The 2,636-nt window shown below is 46.9% G+C and carries 3 protein-coding genes; 1 reads left to right on the forward strand and 2 read right to left on the reverse strand.

The window, feature by feature from the left end; all coding sequences use genetic code 11:
* Together B7Y67_RS14905 and purB are read right to left on the reverse strand one after the other, a co-directional pair.
* Window positions 1-511, reverse strand: a 511-nt coding sequence (locus B7Y67_RS14905) for a glycosyltransferase N-terminal domain-containing protein (protein WP_293599314.1), incomplete at its 3' end; no start/stop codon positions are given.
* Window positions 508-1,887, reverse strand: a complete 1,380-nt coding sequence (purB, locus tag B7Y67_RS14910; protein ID WP_293599315.1) for an adenylosuccinate lyase — start codon at window positions 1,885-1,887, stop codon at window positions 508-510. The genes purB and B7Y67_RS14905, both read right to left, overlap by 4 nt.
* Before the next feature lie 94 nt (window positions 1,888-1,981).
* On the opposite strand from purB, the gene B7Y67_RS14915 reads away from it, so the two are divergent.
* Window positions 1,982-2,596 carry a glutathione S-transferase N-terminal domain-containing protein gene (locus B7Y67_RS14915; RefSeq protein ID WP_293599316.1) on the forward strand — a complete coding sequence of 205 codons (615 nt, stop codon included), beginning with the start codon at window positions 1,982-1,984 and terminating at the stop codon, window positions 2,594-2,596.
* Window positions 2,597-2,636: the final 40 nt, after the last annotated feature.

The raw sequence follows: 2,636 nt of genomic DNA on the forward strand, positions 1-2,636 counted from the left end.
AGCGAATTTCAGCACAATAAAACACAATAGTTGGCCAGGCTTCAGTCTCCATAAACAGCCCAAACTTTGGCTTAAATGCGCGAATAAAATTGGCGACTGACCAACAAAGGTCATAAGGCAAATAGACCTGGCGCAACTGACCCGCGGCAATTGCTTTTGCAAATAAAGCAGTGCCAGTGCGACGGCCATTGAGTGTCATATGGGTTAGCAGAACCGTTTCACCGCGCTCTAGATAAGCCTCAACTAAAGGTTGGGCAGCCCTAGTCTCACCAACTGATACCGCATGAATCCATATCGATCCCTGAATAATCGTTTTGCCATAGGCAAAACCCAGACGTTCAGTGAAGTGATTTAAATAATCAGATGAGTGACGCATGCGCCATGCAAGCCGAAGGAATGCTAAGGGCAGTAATAGATGCCAAAGCAGTTGATATACAGCAAACCAGATCTTGGGGCGGACACCGTATTGCGAATCCTGCGGTGTCTGCCCAAGGTTTGGAGTGAGACTCACTTTTTCAGACGTTCGGTCAACTCGACCGCCTTACCTAAATAAGAAGATGGTGTCATTTCAAGCAATAAAGCTTTTGCATCTTCTGGAATTTGCAAGCCACGAATAAAGGTTTGTAAATCAGCTTGATTGATTCCCTTACCACGAGTGAGTTCCTTGAGTTGTTCATACGGGTTCTCGATGCCATAGCGCCGCATGACGGTCTGTACGGGCTCAGCCAATACTTCCCAACACTCGTCTAAGTCTGCAGCAATTACAGCATGGTTTACTTCTAATTTACCTAAACCACGCAAGGCGCTGTCATAAGCTAAAACACTGTGACCAAATGCTGGGCCAAGGTTACGCAACACAGTGGAATCAGTCAGGTCGCGCTGCCAACGAGAAATTGGCAACTTCTCTGCCAAGTGACGCAATAAGGCATTGGCTACACCCAAGTTACCTTCAGAATTTTCAAAGTCAATTGGGTTCACTTTATGCGGCATTGTTGATGAACCAATCTCACCAGCTTTAGTGCGTTGTTTAAAGTAACCGATCGAAATATAAGCCCAGAAATCACGGTCCATATCTAACAAGATTGTGTTGGCGCGAGCAATCGCATCAAACAGCTCAGCCATACCGTCGTGCGGCTCAATCTGGATGGTGTAGGGGTTAAATGTGAGACCCAAACGCTTTTCGACTACATTCTTGGAAAAATTTTCCCAATCAAAATTCGGGTAAGCCGATAAGTGGGCGTTGTAATTACCAACTGCGCCATTCATCTTTCCTAAAAGTGGAACTGCGGCAATCGTTGCAATTGCACGCTCCAAACGTTTGGCAATATTGGCCAGCTCTTTACCCAAGGTACTTGGGGAGGCTGGCTGGCCATGCGTGCGCGACAACAAGGGCACTTTGGCGTTCTCAATTGCTAAATCCGTTAATACAGAATGAACTTTTCTGAGTTGCGGTAATAAAACTTGATCACGCGCCCCGCGTAACATCAAGCCATGCGAGGTATTGTTGATGTCTTCTGAGGTACAGGCGAAATGAATAAATTCACTTGCTTTTAATAGATCTGGGCGACCAGCTACTTTTTCTTTTAAGAAATACTCAACCGCTTTCACATCATGATTGGTCACTGCCTCAATGTCCTTAATGCGCTGCGCATCGGCATCAGAGAAGTTTTCAGGCAAAGATAACAAAAAGGCCTCATCTGCTGCACTAATTTTTGGTACATCGGGTAGACCTGCGGAGGCCAAAGCCAATAGCCAGTGAATCTCCACAAATACACGCTGACGCATAAATGCGGCCTCGGACAACCAAGGCCTTAAGGCATCAAGTTTGCCGGCATAGCGACCATCTAAAGGAGAAAGTGCATTGAGGGTAGAAATCGGCTGACTCACGAATATTGCCTTTACATTGAATGTGTCAATAAACCCAGATTTTAATCGTTCTTAGGGGCAACCCAATTTGACTGAGATAGCTATACTTAGCTTTATGAAACTCATCGGATCCCTCACTAGCCCATATGTACGCAAGGTACGCATTGTTCTCCTGGAAAAAAAGGTTGATGTAGACCTAGAACTGGAAAATGTCTGGGCAGCAGATACCAAAATTGCCCTCAACAACCCCTTAGGCAAGATCCCCTGCTTGATTTTGGATGACGGCGAGGCCATTTATGACTCCCGGGTGATTGCGGAGTATGCCGACACCCTTAGCCCTGTTAGCAAGCTTATTCCAGCCGGTAGCCGTGAGCGGGCAGCAGTTAAGACCTGGGAAGCCCTGGCTGACGGGGTTGAAGATGCAGGAATTTTAGCCCGTTTAGAGGTGACTTTGCGCCCACTAGAGCAGCAGAGCCCTGAATGGGTCAATCGCCAAATGAGCAAAATCAATGCTGCTTTAGCCCAAATGTCCCGTGCCTTAGGTGAAAACGCCTGGTGTCACGGCAACCAGATGACTTTGGCTGATATTGCGGTGGGATGTGCACTGGGTTACATGCTCTTTCGCTTCCCAGATATCACTTGGCAAGCTCAATACCCCAATCTAGACGCTCTGTATCAAAAGTTAATGCAGAGACCTTCATTTGCAGAAACAGCGCCTCCAGCAGCCTAATTAAGCAATTACTACTGAAGTATGTGAGGGGTGCTTAGGC

The organism is Polynucleobacter sp. 35-46-11, from assembly GCF_002281105.1.

What these genes read in the sequence shown, in the direction of transcription:
- B7Y67_RS14915 (WP_293599316.1), top strand. Translation starts at nt 1,982, where the DNA reads ATGAAACTCATCGGATCCCTCACTAGCCCATATGTACGCAAGGTACGC.